Source organism: Nocardia miyunensis NBRC 108239 (genome assembly GCF_001613065.1).
Lineage (GTDB): Bacteria > Actinomycetota > Actinomycetes > Mycobacteriales > Mycobacteriaceae > Nocardia > Nocardia miyunensis.
Window position 1 is genome coordinate 198,816 of the sequence record NZ_BDBQ01000001.1, and the last position, 14,909, is coordinate 213,724.

Annotated in this window: 13 protein-coding genes; 3 read left to right on the forward strand and 10 right to left on the reverse strand. The window is 65.8% G+C overall.

All coding sequences use genetic code 11. From position 1 onward, the window contains the following. Positions 1-26 precede the first annotated feature (26 nt). Together NM2_RS00890 and NM2_RS00895 are read right to left on the reverse strand one after the other, a co-directional pair. Complete coding sequence (locus NM2_RS00890) at positions 27-1,193, reverse strand: acyl-CoA dehydrogenase family protein (RefSeq protein WP_067662434.1); 1,167 nt, start codon at positions 1,191-1,193, stop codon at positions 27-29. 4 nt (positions 1,194-1,197) lie between these two features. Further along, the gene (locus NM2_RS00895) at positions 1,198-2,235 is read right to left on the reverse strand and encodes an acyl-CoA dehydrogenase family protein (protein WP_067662437.1); all 1,038 of its coding nucleotides are present in this window, start codon (positions 2,233-2,235) and stop codon (positions 1,198-1,200) included. Positions 2,236-2,400: 165 nt separating this feature from the next. Here NM2_RS00895 and NM2_RS00900 point away from each other — a divergent pair, with 165 nt between their 5' ends. The 3 genes from NM2_RS00900 to NM2_RS00910 are packed head-to-tail and all read left to right on the forward strand — an operon-like array spanning position 2,401 to position 6,435. Beyond that, the gene (locus tag NM2_RS00900; protein WP_067662440.1) at positions 2,401-3,585 is read left to right on the forward strand and encodes an amidohydrolase family protein; all 1,185 of its coding nucleotides are present in this window, start codon (positions 2,401-2,403) and stop codon (positions 3,583-3,585) included. A gap of 7 nt (positions 3,586-3,592) precedes the next feature. Next, positions 3,593-4,825 carry a cytochrome P450 gene (locus NM2_RS00905; RefSeq protein WP_245717773.1) on the forward strand — a complete coding sequence of 411 codons (1,233 nt, stop codon included), beginning with the start codon at positions 3,593-3,595 and terminating at the stop codon, positions 4,823-4,825. After that, positions 4,825-6,435, forward strand: a complete 1,611-nt coding sequence (locus NM2_RS00910; protein WP_067662446.1) for a class I adenylate-forming enzyme family protein — start codon at positions 4,825-4,827, stop codon at positions 6,433-6,435. Before NM2_RS00905 ends, NM2_RS00910 begins: the two co-directional genes overlap by 1 nt. Before the next feature lie 203 nt (positions 6,436-6,638). Here NM2_RS00910 and NM2_RS00915 read toward each other — a convergent pair whose 3' ends face one another. The 8 genes from NM2_RS00915 to NM2_RS00950 are packed head-to-tail and all read right to left on the reverse strand — an operon-like array spanning position 6,639 to position 14,621. Then, positions 6,639-7,481: an enoyl-CoA hydratase gene (locus NM2_RS00915; protein WP_067662449.1), complete on the reverse strand. Its 843-nt coding sequence runs from the start codon at positions 7,479-7,481 to the stop codon at positions 6,639-6,641. A gap of 10 nt (positions 7,482-7,491) precedes the next feature. Further along, positions 7,492-8,304, reverse strand: coding sequence for an acyl-CoA thioesterase (locus NM2_RS00920; protein WP_067662452.1), 813 nt, complete (start codon positions 8,302-8,304; stop codon positions 7,492-7,494). Continuing rightward, positions 8,301-9,944, reverse strand: coding sequence for an AMP-binding protein (locus tag NM2_RS00925; protein ID WP_067662455.1), 1,644 nt, complete (start codon positions 9,942-9,944; stop codon positions 8,301-8,303). Before NM2_RS00925 ends, NM2_RS00920 begins: the two co-directional genes overlap by 4 nt. Beyond that, the gene (locus tag NM2_RS00930) at positions 9,941-10,705 is read right to left on the reverse strand and encodes an SDR family NAD(P)-dependent oxidoreductase (RefSeq protein ID WP_067662458.1); all 765 of its coding nucleotides are present in this window, start codon (positions 10,703-10,705) and stop codon (positions 9,941-9,943) included. Before NM2_RS00930 ends, NM2_RS00925 begins: the two co-directional genes overlap by 4 nt. Further along, entirely contained in the window at positions 10,702-11,517 is an 816-nt protein-coding gene (locus NM2_RS00935) for an enoyl-CoA hydratase/isomerase family protein (protein ID WP_067662461.1), read from the reverse strand. Before NM2_RS00935 ends, NM2_RS00930 begins: the two co-directional genes overlap by 4 nt. After that, positions 11,514-12,491, reverse strand: a complete 978-nt coding sequence (locus tag NM2_RS00940; RefSeq protein WP_067662464.1) for an acyl-CoA dehydrogenase family protein — start codon at positions 12,489-12,491, stop codon at positions 11,514-11,516. Before NM2_RS00940 ends, NM2_RS00935 begins: the two co-directional genes overlap by 4 nt. Next, positions 12,491-13,612, reverse strand: coding sequence for an acyl-CoA dehydrogenase family protein (locus NM2_RS00945; RefSeq protein WP_067662467.1), 1,122 nt, complete (start codon positions 13,610-13,612; stop codon positions 12,491-12,493). The genes NM2_RS00940 and NM2_RS00945 overlap by 1 nt, the downstream gene beginning before the upstream one ends. A gap of 16 nt (positions 13,613-13,628) precedes the next feature. Continuing rightward, positions 13,629-14,621: a dihydrodipicolinate synthase family protein gene (locus NM2_RS00950; protein WP_067662470.1), complete on the reverse strand. Its 993-nt coding sequence runs from the start codon at positions 14,619-14,621 to the stop codon at positions 13,629-13,631. Positions 14,622-14,909 lie beyond the last annotated feature (288 nt).

Here is a 14,909-nt window from a genome sequence, read left to right on the forward strand (position 1 = left end):
CGGTTACCGATTCGCCGCCCGCGGGATTATCGCCGCGGGCGGCTGCGTGGCAGCCCCAGCCGCTGCTCGACGATCAGGCTGCGCAGCACCTCGCTGGATCCGCCGTAGATGGTCGTGGCGACCGCACTACGGTAATGGGCAGCGAGCGCGCCGTCGATCGGCGCCTCCGGATCGGTCCAGTCGAGCATTCCGACCGTACCGGCGATATCGAGGGCGGCGGCAGATGCCCGCACATAGCTCTCCGGACCCCACAGCGCCGCCACCGGTCCGGGCTTGTCTCCTTCCGAGTCCAGGAAGGCCACCCGCAGGTTGAGCAGATCGGCAACCTCGGCCTCGATAGCCATGCGGGCCAGGCGTTCTCGGACCACGGGTTCGGCGATGAGTTCGGCGCCGTCGGGCCCCTGGTGGGTCCGCGCGAACTCCAGCGCATCGGCGGCAACCTGGCCGGTCCGCGAGGTGGGTGCGACATTCTGCTCGGCCTCCAACGCCACCCGCATCACGGTGAACCCTTGGTCGGCCTCGCCGACGCGGTTCGCGTCCGGCACCCGCACCTCGTTGTAGAACACGATGTTGGTGCGCTCGTGGCCGATAGTGTGCACCGGCCTGATCTCGATACCGGGCGAGTCGAGTGGTACCAAGAGCATCGTCAATCCGCGCGTACCCACCGATCCGGGCTGCGTGCGGGTGAGCAGAAAGCAGTAGTCGGCGACGTGCGCGAAGGTGGTGAAGATCTTCTGACCGGTCACGACCCAGTCGTCACCGTCACGGACAGCCCTGGTGGCGCAGGCGAAAACGTCGGAGCCGCCCGCGGGTTCGGTGTAGCCCAGGCAGATCAGAATTTCCCCCGCCGCGACGCCCGGCAGGATTCGTTGCTTCAGTTCCGCGGAGCCGAGTGCCCTGATCGCGTTGGCCGGCAGCATGGTCGTGCCGTGACCTGTCGTGGGGACACCACCGCGTCGTAGCGTGTCCGACAGCACTCCGGCTTCGAACAGATCCAGCCCAGCACCGCCCTCCGCCTGCGGCCAGGTCGGAGCCACCCAGCCACGCTCGCCGAGCTTACGGGTCAGTTCCCGCGCGACGCCGTCGCCGGTGCGGCGTTCCATCTCGATCATGTCCCGGGTGACCTGGCGTTCGACGAAATCCCCTGCCGCGCTGCGAATTTGCGACCAGTTGGATGGTTCGGTGAAGTCCATGGTCCTACTCCTGTCCTGCGGGAAGGCGGCGACGAGCGGGCTCGAAGCGGCGATCGGCCACAGTCAGCAGTTCGCGCCGCGGATCGGCGAACGCGGTAGCCCAGGCTTTGGCCCGCCGGTAGTAGAGCTGGATGTCGTATTCCTCCATGAATCCGTACCCGCCATGCACGTGCAGACTGTGTGCGGCGGCGTCGTATGCCGTCTCGGCGGCGAAGACGAAGGCCATGGCGGCCAGCTCCGGCCCGTCGTGTCGTCCTGAATCCAGCGCCCAGCAGGCCTTCCAGACCAACAGCCGGGCACCGTCGACAGCGGCGACCGCATCGGCGAAAGGATGGGAGACGGCCTGATACATCCCGATCGCCTGACCGAAGGCCTGGCGAACGGATGCATAGCGCGCTCCGATCCCGACGGACTCTTCCGCCAACCCGACCAGGGCCGCTGCGGTCAATATCCGAGTTTCGTCGAGGGCGACAGCAAACAGCCGCTCGGCTTCCGGTCCTGTCGCGAGTGTCGTGCTGACGCCGGTGGCGGTCCAGTGCGCCATCGGGAGGCTACCGACGTTCGGCCGCAGAACCGCTCGCTGTTCCGGGGGGCGGGCGAGGTGACAGAGGTATCCGTCGTCCAGCGTCAGCACCGCATCCGCCACCGCTCCGTCGACGAGCAATTGCCGAGCCACCGAGCCGGGATGGGTGGCCACCGAGACCAGGTGTGTCCCGTCCAGCACCGTCGCCAGCAGTTCTTTCGCTCCCACCCGTCCGAGCAATCGGGCAGCTACGGCCGGCCTGACGACCGGAATCGGAACAACTCGTCGGCCGGCTTCCTCGGCGACCAGCGCCAGCTCCAACAGGCCCCCGTCGCCACCGCCCAGGCTGGAGGGCACGCCGATTTCCAACGCCCCCAGTTCGGTGTACCGGCGCCAGAACTCGGCGTCCCAGCCGGTTCGCTCGGCTTCTCGGACACGCCGCGGGGTTGCCTCGCGTTGGAACAAGGCCGCGAAGGTATCGCGAACAGCCGCTTGTTCGTCGGTCAAGCGCAGATCCACCCTAGCCCTCCTGAACTGATGATCGAGAACGATATTACCCAGCAGAGCGTATACGGCTACACATCTGACGGTAAGTGTATTCTCATAGAATGTATTAACTGTTACAGTGATTCGTACAAACAGCTGTACTTCGCGGGCGAAGTAGCAGATAGGAGGAGGATTCCGATGGCGCACTCAGTGGGATTTCCGGTCTTCGACGGTGACAATCACCTGTATGAGACCCGTGATGCCCTGACGAAGTTTCTGCCGCCCGAATACGAGGGCGCGATCCGATACGTCGAGGTGGACGGGCGGACGAAGATCGCCACCCTTGGGCAGATCAGTGATTACATCCCCAACCCGACCTTCGATCGGGTGGCCGCGCCGGGCGCTCAAGAGGAGTTCTTCAGCAAGGGCAACCCCGACGGCAAGACCCTTCGCGAAATTCTCGGTAAGGCGATCCCGTCGATCGACGCGTTCCGCGAGCCGGGGCCCCGGCTGGCGCTGCTGGACGAGCAGGGCATCGACAAGTCGATGATGTACCCGACGCTGGCAAGCCTGGTGGAAGAACGCTTCCGCGCGTATCCCGAAGCAACGCATGCGATCATCCACGCCCTGAACCAGTGGCTGCACGAGACATGGTCTTTCGACTACAAGGGCCGGATCTTCACCGCACCGATCGTCACCCTGCCGATCGTCGAGCAGGCCATCGACGAATTGAACTGGGTGGTGGAACGCGGCGCCCGCGCAATTCTGGTGCGCCCCGCGCCGGCTTCCGGACTGCACGGCTCGCGGTCCTTCGCCCTTCCCGAATTCGACCCGTTCTGGAAGCGGGTGTGCGAGACCGGCGTTCTCGTCGTCATGCACGCATCCGACAGCGGCTATTCCCGGTACTCCAACGAATGGGAGGGCGACCGCGAATTCCTGCCGTTCCAGCCTGCCCCGTTCCGGTCCTACTACGGCCTGGCTCGCAACCCGGCCGAGGACGCCGTGGCCGCCTTCGCCTGCCATGGTGCCCTGACCCGCTTCCCCGATCTGCGCGTCGCCATGGTGGAGAACGGAACAAACTGGGTACCAAGGCTTTTCGAGACTCTGTCGGAGACGCACAAGAAGATGCCGCAGCTCTACGGCGAACATCCCCTGGATGCGATCCGGCGTTGTGTCTACTTCAATCCCTTCTGGGAGGAGGACGTACGTGAACTCGCCGAACTCGTCCCGCTCGATCACATCTTCTACGGATCGGACTATCCGCACCCCGAGGGCCTGGCCGACCCTCTGAGCTACGTGGACCGCCAGCGCGAACTCCCGCAAGAGGATCTGGCCCGGGTCATGGGCGGCACGCTGTCGGAGCTGATGCGGGTCGGCGCCTGAGATGCCTGTGAACGACGACTTGCCGGCGACGGCGCTGCCCGAAGGGAGTACCTCGGTGGAGTTCGACCCGTACTCGGATGTGTTCTTCGACAATCCGTACGAGACCTACCGCTGGATGCGCGACGAAGCGCCCGTGTACTACAACGACAAATGGAACTTCCATGCACTGTCGCGACACGACGATGTCGTTGCCGCACATCGGGATTGGGAAACCTTCAGCAGCGCTTACGGCGTCACCCTGGACGCATTGTCACTGCGTGCTCGCTACAGCACGAACATGTTGATCATCATGGACCCGCCGGAACATGATTGGCTGCGCAAGCTGGTCCGCCCGGTGTTCACGCGGGCCGCGATCACCGAGTTGGAACCACTCGTGGTCGAGGTCGTCACGGCCTACCTGGATCAGCTGGCGGGCAAGGACGACTTCGATATCGTGGCCGACTTCGCGGCGCTGTTCCCGGTCGAGATCATCTCCTCGATGCTCGGCGTGCCCGAGGGGGAACGCCAGCAGATCCGGCTGTGGACCGACGATTTCCTGCACCGCGAGCCGAACAATCCGAACGTCACCGAGACCGGGCTCAACGCCTCGCTCGCGATGCACGAATACATGCTCGAGCTGACCCGGGTGAAACGGTCCTCCCCCGACGAGCTGATCATCAGCCGGCTGATCGCGGCGACTTACGAAGACGACGAAGGTACGACCCACCGGCTCACCAACGACGACATCGCCACCTTCGCGGTACTGGTGGCGGCGGCGGGCAGTGAGACCGTCACCAAGCTGATCGGCAACGGCGTCGTCGCGTTTCATGATCACCCCGACCAGTGGGAGCTGCTGCTTGCCGATCCCGAACTCATTCCGGCGGCGATCGAGGAGACCCTGCGGTTACATCCGCCGTCGCAGTATCAGGGGCGATTCACAACCCGCGATGTGGAGGTCGCCGGCACCACGATTCCGGAGGGCTCACCGACGCTGCTGGTCACGGGTGCGGCATGCCGGGACCCCCGCGCCTACGACCAGCCCGACCGCTTCGACATCACACGCGGCCGCAACACCACGGTCGCATTCGGGTACGGCGCGCACAGCTGCCTGGGATCCTGGCTGGCCCGCCTGGAAAGCCGTGTCGCCTTCGAACAACTCCGGCGGCGATGGCCTCGTTTCGAGATCGACAGGGACGGCATACGGCGGGTCACAATGTCCAATGTGGCCGGCTACTCGCACGTCCCGATGCACGTCGGCTGATGGCTGCCCCGAATACTGCCGTGCCGGAGGGCGTCCCGGGAAGCATCCCGGAACTGCTGGCGGCCCGGCGCGCCGATCGAGACGGTGAGTTCCTGGTGACAGACCAGCAGCGACTGACCTTCGCGACGGCCGACCGCGATTCCCTGGAACTCGCCGAGGCATTGCTGGCCTCGGGTGTCGGAAAGGGCACCCGAGTCGGGATCCTGTTCCCCAACTGCACCGAATGGCTGGTGGCCTGGCTGGCGGCGGCCCGTATCGGCGCGCTCACGGTGCCGCTGTCGACCTTCGCGCCCGGCGCGGAACTGGCCCGCCTGCTCCGGCACACCGACACCCAGGTGCTGCTGACCGGGCAAGCGATCGCCGGACGCAACCTGGTCGAACGGTTGCAGGACGCGTTACCCGGCCTGGCCGACGGCGGCCCCTCGATCGCCGTGCCGCAGACACCGTATCTCCGCCGCATCCATGTGTGGCCCTCGAGCGACCGGCCGTGGGCATCGGCGTGGCCGCACGCCACGAAAGCACATGCCTCCCTGGTTGATTCGGCCGAGAGGGAAGTCCGGCCGGCCGACGATCTGGTACTGGTGACCACCTCCGGGACGACGGCGTTGCCCAAGTCCATCGTGCACACCCACGCCGGCCTGGTGCGACACGCCTACCTGCTGGCCCGGCATCGCGGGGTGTCGGCGACGGATCGGATCTACTCGCCCATGCCCTTCTTCTGGGTGGGCGGCCTGACCATGGTCGTCTTGCAGGCCCTGTCGACCGGCGCCACCATTCTCGCCCAGGACGTCTTCGAGGCGGGCAAGACACTCGAACTGCTGGAACGCGAACGCGCGACGTTCATTTCGTGCTGGCCGCAGGCCAGCAAGGCGATGGCCGACCATCCCGATTTCGACACCCTCGATCTGTCGAGCGTCCGCGGGGGCACACTCCTGGAGGCGCTCCCACCACAGCGGCGTCCTGCCGAACCGGACCTCATGCCCAACATGCTGGGTATGACCGAGACGGGCGGCCCGCACACGATGGCGGAGGTTCCCGACACCCCGCTCCCCCCGGAGCTACGCGGCTCGTTCGGCATACCACTGCCCGGCGTCGAGCATCGCATCGTCGACCCGGACGGTGGTGTACTCCCGTCCGGCGAGGAAGGCGAGATCCACGTTCGCGGTCTGGTATTGATGGACCGGATCTACAAGCGCGAACGACATGAGGTCCTCACCGCCGACGGCTGGTATCCGACGGGCGATCGCGGCTGGTTCGACCAGCGGGGCCACCTGCACTTCACAGGACGTGCGAGCGCGCTCATCAAGACCGCGGGGTCGAACGTCTCGCCCGCCGAGGTCGAATCCGTGCTGGACGCGATGGACCAGGTCCTGCACAGCTTCGTGGTGGATCTACCGCATCCGGTGCGCGGACAGGTGGTGGCCGCCGTCGTCGTGCCCAGCCACGGTGCGGAACTCTCGGTCGATGCCGTCATTGCCTACGCACGGCGGAACCTGTCGTCGTTCAAGGTCCCCACCGTCGTGCGCGTACTCGGCGAGGAAGATCTGCCCATGCTCCCTACCGGGAAAGTCGACCGGCAGGCGCTGGTCCGCATTCTGAACGCCGGATGATCCCGAATCCGTACCGTCATCCCAATTGCACTGTCCCCCAGGTTAATAAAATCCCTGGGGGACAGGGTAATTCGCGTGCCCGAAAGGTCACTGCCGATAACGCACGAAATCGTTGATTCACGTCTGGTCGATGGTCACCCAATCACTGACACCGGGGGTGCGTCCGACGTACTCGGACAACTCGGCCGGCGAGTCGAAGACGCTCACCGGCCCGCCCGGCCGGCTGCCTTCATCCGTTCCAGATCCGCCATGACGACGGTCTCCCCGGCGGTAGCCGCCAGCGCCCTGGTGTGGCCGAGATGGTGTATATCGAAACATGCGGCGATCGCGGTCGAGAAGCCTTGGGTGTCGAGCGTCTGGTTCACCGCGCGCTTGGCCATCCGCAGCGCCCAGGGATCGGTCTGCGCCACCCGGTGTGCCAGCGCAATGGTGAACTCCCGCAGCTGTTCCAGCGGAACGACATGATTGACCATACCGCTGCGAAGCGCCTCCTCGGCACTGACCGAGCCCGCAGTGAACAGCATCTCCTTGGCCTTGCGTGCCCCCAGTTCCCAGGTATGCGCGTGATACTCCACACCCATGATGCCCAGCAGGCCGACCGGGTCGGAGAACTGCGCGTTCTCTGCCGCCACGATCAGATCGCAAGGCCAGCACAGCATCAGCCCGGCCGCGATACATTTGCCCTGGACCGCGGCGATGCTCGGCTTCGGAATGTCACGCCAGCGTCTGGCATAGCCGAGATACCCCCTGGTCTCCCAGTCGTAGTAGTCTTCGGCCACGAGCTTGCCGTCTACTCGCCGCGGGGCGAGGCTGCGCTCGTCGGTGGAGGGATCGTTTCCGGACATGTCGTGCCCGGCGGAGAAATGCTTCCCGGTAGTCGTCAGGACGATGACTCGAACTACCGGATCGTCCTCGGCGCGGCGCCACGCGTCATCCAGGTCGGCCAGGATGCCGGGAGTTTGGGCATTGGCGGCGCCTGGCCGGTCCAGGGTGATCACCGCCACCCGGTCGTCGACCTCGTACCGGACGAAATGCTCTGCGGTCATTGCTGTCTCCTCACACGGTGGATTCTCTGATGACGCTCTCCTGGGCGAAGGACGCCACCAGCGTCCCCGCCTCGGTGTAGACCGCGCCGGTGCCGAAGCCACGACCACCGACCAGGCGCTGCCCGCAAACCTGCACCCGCAACCACCGGGATACATCGAACGGTTGATGGAACCAGATCGAGTGCGTGACCACACCGGTCTCGACTCGGCGATGGGCATCGACCTGGCTGACTCCGGTCACAGGCTTGAGCAGGGTGCCGATCAATGGCCAGTCCGAAACGTAGGCGACGACGGGTTTCGCCAGCACTTCGTCGGTGAAGTCCGCACACCGCATCCAGAAGGCAAACTCGGCGGGCGCGGTTCTCGCGTCGTAGAGTCCCGTCTCGCTGATGATCCGAGCCTCCCCCGGCACCACGGGGATGTCGGTCGGTGTGGCGGCCGCCGGGTCGCCGACAGCAGCCGGGTCGAATTGATGGTCGTAACCTTCGTCGGGGTGATCCAGGAGGATCGAGGCAGTCACCGCGACCCGGCGGCCACCGGGATCGTCCTGCCAGACCACCGCGCGCCGGTGGCCGAGCGAGCGGCCGTCGTGGGTGGCCTCCATGTCCAGGAACAGCGGGCGTATCCCGCGGGCCGCACGGGGAAATGCCACGTGCAGCGACTTCACAGTCTTGCCGGAATCCCTCTGTGTGGCGGTTATCAGCTGAGCGAGCAGTTGTCCGCCGAAGACGCGTTCGGCATCCCGATCGAGCACTGGCAACACCACGCGCCCGGAATCGTCGCGTCCGATGTCGAGCATGGTGCGAAAACGAGTGAGGTTCATCCGGCCCTTCCCGTGCCGTCCACTATTCGGACGAGTTCGAATTTCTTGACCTTGCCCGATGGGGTCATCGGCAGCTGATCGATGAAATGCCAAGCGACCGGACTCTTCTGGACAGCCAGACCGGCGAGACGCAGGTGCCGGGCGAGGTCGTCGACGGAGACTCGGACCGCGGCTGACAGCACCACGAACGCGACGGGGACTTCACCGAAGCGCGCGTCGCGTCCTGGCACGATCGCTGCTTGACTCACCCCCGGATGCGCCGCCAGCAGGTCCTCGATTTCACGTGCCGAAAACTTCTCGCCACCACGGTTGATGACATCCTTCACACGCCCGGTGATGGTGACCAGACCCCGGCTGTCGATAACGCCGATATCCCCGGTCCGGAACCAGCCCGCCGCGTTGAGCGCCGAGCGATTCGCCTGCGGGTCGAGGTAACCGAGCATCCGCTCGGGGCCGCGCACCAGCAGCTCGCCTTCGCGGACGAGACGGCCGGAGGGGGGATCGTCATCGACCACCCGTACTTCCACGCCCGGCGCCAGAGCGCCGTCGGTTTCAGCACGGAAATCGAACCGATGTCCCCGATTCATCACCGTCACCGTGGGCAACTCGGTCATGCCGTAGACCCGTGCGGCCGGGATACCTTGTGCCTCACTGCGTTCCATGACAGTGCGCGGCACCGGGGCGCCGCCGCAGGCGAACATCCGCAAGGGCAGGTGGATTCCGGCATTGCACGCGGCGTCGGTCAATTCCTGCAGGAAGACCGTCGCGCCGGCAGAGTAGGTCACGCGGTGACGCATCATGTCCTGCACTGCTTGTTCGGCGTCCCATCGGTCGGAGAGCACCGTACGTGCGCCCACGAGCAGTGGAATCGTCATCGCGTTCAGCACGCCGGTGATGTGCTGCAGCGGCGCGGCCATGTAGGCGGCATCCCGACAGCCGAGCCCCCACGCGTCGGCAAGCTGCCGGGTCTCGGCAAGCAGCGTCTGCGACGAGTGCACTGCGGCTTTGGCTTTCGACGTCGTGCCGGAGGTGAACAACACCAGGGCGGGCTCGCCCGCACCGATCTTCGACGACGCCTTCTGCCGTTGGGTGGAGACGACTTCGTCGAAAGGCGTCCATCCTGGCCGGGATCCGCGCAGCACGATCCTCGGGATCGCACCGAACCCGGCATCGGCCAGCAAGTCGTCGAAGGCTTCCGCGTGCGCGAACCCGCGGAACGACTCGGCCGCGATAACGGCCGCCGGGCACACCTGCTCGATCACCTGGCGTAGTTCGTGCTCGCGATAGAACGGGGCGATCGGACTGCTCACCGCGCCGAGATGCCAGATCGCCAAGCCCAGGACCTGAGCTTCCCACCAGTTGGGGGTCTGCCAGCACACCACCTCGCCTTGTCGCACCCCTGTCCCGGCCAGCCATGCCGCCGCGCGCTCGACGAGCTCGCCGAGTTCGGCATAGGTGAGCATCTGTCCGGCCTGGATGATCGCCGGCCGGGCGGGCCACTGTCGCACCGTCCGCACCAGCGCGGCGCTCAGCGTCAGATCCGTGAGGTAGCCCTGCCGCCGGTACTCCCTACGCAGATGTGCCGGTACGCCGGGTGCAACGATGTCAGCGGCGGTGAGCCGCAATGGCTTTCGCGTCATCCGCCCATACTCATTCCACCGTCCACGGTGACGATCGCACCGGTGATATAGGAAGCCAGGTCGTCCAGCAGAAAACACACCGCGTGCGCGAGTTCCTCCGGCCGCCCCCACCGCCCCATCGGGATCATCGAGGTCACGGCATCACGGTCGGTGTAGGTGAGGGCGGTGGCCAGATCGGTGTCGAAACTTCCCGGAATCACGCAGTTGACGGTTACGCCCTTGCGGGCGACCGCGCGGGCGACCGACCGGGTCAATCCTACGAGACCGGCTTTCGCAGCGCCGTAAGGGATTTGAACCGGACTGCCCATCGAGGCGGTGACCGAGCCAATGTTGACCACCCGGCCGAATCGCTGAGCGGACATCGGCTCGAGCGCGGCCTGGGTGAGAAAGAACGCCGCCGACAGATTCACTGCCACCTGCCGGTCCCAGTTCTCGGCCGTCACCTCGGCGTAACGGCGCTCGATCACTGTGCCGGCGTTGTTCACGAGATAGTCGAGTCGTCCGTGCCGGGCGAGTACTTCGCCGACCAATCTGCGACATGCGCCCGGGTCGGCCACATCGGCGTGATGCACGGTGACGATCCCGCCGCCAGCCCGGCAATCCGCACACAAAGCCTCTGCGGCGTCGACATCGTTTGCGAAGGCCGCTGCCACGCGGATACCGGATGTGGCGAGTCGTTCACTCACCGCCCGGCCGAGCCCCCTGGTGCCGCCAGTGACGAGCGCGACCCTGGCGTCTGCGACAGACTGGGCCGGACTCATGATGACTCCTTCGCGTTCGGTTCGGCCAATGTGCTGCTCAGTTCCTCGAGCAGCAGGTAATGCTCCGGGGTGTCGAAGCAGGCGTACTCTGCCAGCGCACACTCTTCGAGCATCGGCGCGGCCCGGTCGATGTGGATGTTCAGCAGGCGTCGTGCCTGTTGCACCGCCGCGCGCGGCAACGCGGCCAGAGACCGCGCCAGCCGCAGTGACTCGGCGAGCACCTCCGGTGCGGGAACAACCCGGTTGGCCAACCCCAGCCGGTGTGCCTCGATACCCGTCACCTTGCTGCCCAGCAGTAGGTGCTCTTTCGCCGCCGACAGGCTGGTCAATAACGGCCACAGCACGAATCCGCCCGCACCGTCCAGTAATCCGAGCGACACGCGCGGATCGCGCAGGTACGCTTCCGGCGACATCACGACGAGATCACACAGCAGCGCGACCGTGCTCCCCGCGCCGACAGCGGGCCCGTTGACCGCCGCGACCGTCGGGAAGGGCAGTCGAGTCATCGTCCAGAACAGCTCCTGATGTGCCCGCAGCACAGCGCCGCGAAAACGCGCGTCGTCGCGCATCGCCCGAATGGTGTCGACCGCTCCCCCGGCACTGAAAACCGTTCCCGCACCGGTGAGCACCAGAGCCCGGACTTCCTCGTCGCCGGCCAGCGAGCGGAAGGTCTCCAGCAGCGCGACGGTGATCTCGCCATCCATCGCGTTGGCCTGCTCCGGCCGGGTCAGAGTCACCGCGGCGACAGCTCCATCCCGCTCGACCCGCACCGCGGCCTCCGGGACGGCCGGATCCGGCGTGTGGCCGTTCACAATTCGACCAAGCGCGGTATCGCGCCGGTCTCGGACACCAGATGGCGACCGATCTGGACGGGCAACTCGGCAGCCGAACCGAGTACCGAATCCAATACCGTCGTTCGGAACAGGTAGCGATGGAAGGGATGGTCCGCTGTGAACCCGATTCCGCCGAGGACCTGCTGACACTGAGTCGCCGCGATGCGGGCGGCACGTCCGGCGAGAGATTTGGCCAGCATGCCTGCCAGGTACTGGTCGTCGGCCTGCCATGCCTGCTCGAGCGCGGCAGCAGCACCGGCCTTGGCCACGTGCGCGTCAACCAGCCGGTTGCGCACCGCCTGAAAGGCTCCGATCGGGGAGCCGAACTGCTCCCGATCGCGGGCATGGCCGACGGCGAGATCGATCATCTCACCGACAGCACCCGCGATCTGATAGCCCAGCGCCAGCCTGCCCGCAGTACGCACTGCATCCCACACCGATTGTGCGACAGGGCCTTCCAGCAGGGTTACGGCAGCTACCTCATCGGCCGCGACCTCACTCATCGCGAGTGCGGGGTCCAATCCCGCGACCAACCGCCTGGACAGCTGAGCCGGGTCGACGGGTCGGATCCACGAGATCGCGCCGGAGGCGAATACCGGGACCAACAGTGCAGCGGCCGGGCGTCCGACGATTACGCCGTGCACGGTCATCGTGTCCCCGACCGCCTCGCCACCGTACTCCGCGCCCATGGCGGGCAGCACGACGGCACAGTCGGCATCGATGTCCCCGAGCGCCTCGGCGAGTGGTCGCAGCAGCACGTCCTGCAGGGCCGTAGACATGGTTCCCGCCCGGCCCATCGCTTCGAACAGGACCGATACCGCCGACCTCGGGTGAGCCGCGATCAGATCGGTGAAACCGAACTCGGCCAACGCCTTCGACAGTTCGGGGCCGTCGAACTCCCGAGCCAGGCGGCGCAGGGTCGAGGCCGTCAGAGCGTCTTCGCCGTCGTCCATCAGGCGCTCCTCGGCAGTTCGAGCAAGTGGGTCGCGACAATGTCTCGCTGAATCTCGCTGGTCCCGCCGTAGATGGTGGCCGCTCGGGCATAGGCCCACTCGCGACGCCACGACTGCGCCGCCGGAGTATCACCGGACTCGATTGCACCACAAAGCAATTCGCGGGCCGTATCGAACACAGCCTGCTCCGCGGCGCCGATCATGATCTTGTCGACAGAGGCTTCGGGCCCGGGTAGGTGCCCCGTGGCGATGCGCTCCTGGGTGGCCTTGGAAGTTGCCCGAAACGCCCACAGCAGCTGGAAAGCCTGGCCCAGGGCGGCCGCCGATCCCGTCTCGTCCGCACGGTCCAGCAGCAGACCCAAGTGATAACCGAGCCACGCGCCACGCTGCCAGAAGATCGCCCCGCGTTCACAGGAAAGGATGTGCTGGGCGACCTTCCAGCCCCCGTCGACATCGCCCAGCAGCCGATGCGCCGGAACCTCGACGTCGACGAACGAGGTCGAGCAGAACTCCTCGACCCTTGCCATCGTCCGTAGCGGACGTGCCGCAACACCCGGTGTGTTCATGTCGACCAGGAAGGCACTGATACCGCGTGAACCCGGCCGGCCGGTCCGCGCGAGCACGACGCATCGGGTCGCATGGTGTGCGAAGCTGGTCCACAGCTTCTCACCATTGACGACCCATACGTCACCATTCAATTCCGCGGTCGTCCGCAACGATCCCAGATCGCTGCCTGCTTCGGGCTCGGAGAAGCCCTGACACCAGAACTCGTCGCCACGCAGCAGTCGCGGAAAGATCTCCGCGACCAAGTCCGGTGCTCCGAACTGAGCTACGGCGGGGCCGAGCACTTCGTGCATGGACCATGAGGTGGTGTGGACCGCAGCCCGGGCTGTGAGTTCCTCACCGAGAACCGCGCGCAGCGTCGGCGAGCCCCCGAGCCCGCCGACCTGCTGCGCCCAACCCCACCTCATCCAGCCGTCGTCGAACAGCATTCGCTGCAACCGGCGCTGATGATCTAGCTGGGCGGCAACACTGACGGCCGCATCTGCTGAGGGAGTCACGTCCCGCTCGTGGTCGTCGAGCCACGCTCGCACACCGTGGCGGAATTCATCGACCTGCATTGCGCAAGCTCCGTTCTCAGGACTCGATGAAGCCCGACGCCGCATACGCGGCACGGATCGGATCCTTCAGTTCATCGGGAAATGCGGTCTGCGGTGGCCGCGAATGCGGGAAGTCGCCGACCGGGAGCCCGAGCAGCGAGGCGCCGAACTTGAACCCGGCACCCCAATGGGTGAAGGCGTGCGGCCTGGCGGGGTGAGATTGGTAGCGGCGGCTCGCCGCACGCATATCGGAAAGTCCGGTTTCCGCCGCGAACTTCTCGGCGCGCTCGAAATCCCCCTCGACCAGCAGAGCGATCCACTCTCGAAAAAGCAGTTGCCCCGGCTTCTCGTACAGGTACAGCGCCGAGCCCAGCGCCCCGGTATGAGGGATACCCAGCCGGATCCCGGCCTCATCGAGGGTCTCCCACAGCACCATTTCGGGTGCGAGGTTGTGCACGGCTAGGCTGTGCCGAGCGTCGAGGAGCCCGTTCTTCAGCCCGCACAACGCCGGAACCTCGTGGTATAGCTGCACACACTCGTCCGGAGTGAGCGCCAGGCCGGTGGAGTGCGAGTTGAAGAAACCCAGAGGCATGTCGGTGCGATTCGCGACATACCGGATGTACTCCAGCACGCCGGGTTTGCCCGAACACTCGAAGTACGGGGTGAGGATATAGCAGATATCGGCCCCTAACTCCTGCGCATGCAGGGTCAGCTCGACGCACTGCTTGGCGGTGTCGGTGCTCGACATGATCTGGATCAGAGCCGAGGGTTTGACCCGGCGTGCCTCCTCGATAGCCACTCGCACCACTTCTTTGAGCTCGTCGGTGGTCAGCGACCAGAGCTCGGCGATGCCACCGGTCAACCAGAGACCGTCTTGGTCCAGATCCACCAGGCAGTAGCGCACCAGGGCACGCAGCGCCTCGTAGTCGATATCGTCACCGTCCACACCGGAGAACGGCGTGTACAGCGAGCTGCAGTTCCCCCGCAGATGCTCACACGCCCAGTCTTTCGCTTCCTTGGCTGTGGTCACAGACAAACTCCCTCCGAAGTGGTGCACGCCGATCCACACTCAACGGCTATTCCATGCTCGCAATAGTAGAATGCACTTTACGTTTCGTGCAAGTGTCTATTACAGTCACTTCATCTTCACGTGCCAGATTCTCCGATAACATCGGAAAAGACGGTTCTCGATGTACGCTCGTAGCGTTCTAGAACGTTGACAGTGCACCTGCAGCCCACCTGCGCAGGGAGGTAACACCCTCGCGGTCCCCTTCGCGACCTCGCCTCGCCCTGGAGGTCCTCGATACGTCGCAAGCTG